Raw genomic sequence first — 210 nt, 5'->3', positions numbered from 1 at the left:
TTTTGCTTCATCCAGTTTGCATTTTCGTTTTAACGCTAATTCCTGTCGCCTAGAAAGAACACGTTGTGCTTTCGCTAATTTTTCTTCTAGTTTACGAAACCATTTAGGATTACCAAAAACTTCACCTGTTGAAAGAATCGCAAAATCTTTAAGACCAACATCCATGCCAACAGATGAACATGTTTTAGGAAGTTCTTGTACTTCTGTTTC

Annotated in this window: 1 protein-coding gene; it reads right to left on the bottom strand. The window is 36.2% G+C overall.

Annotation, left to right across the window (positions count from 1 at the left end; translation table 11 throughout):
* Positions 1–210 (bottom strand): transposase (locus MR059_RS22560; protein WP_242162042.1); only part of this gene is annotated, 210 nt, incomplete at both ends.

The organism is Bacillus cereus group sp. BfR-BA-01522 (genome assembly GCF_022662635.1).
Taxonomy (GTDB): domain Bacteria; phylum Bacillota; class Bacilli; order Bacillales; family Bacillaceae_G; genus Bacillus_A; species Bacillus_A cytotoxicus.
The sequence above is the reverse complement of the archived record's forward strand: the minus strand, read 5'-3'. Positions and strand labels throughout refer to the sequence as shown.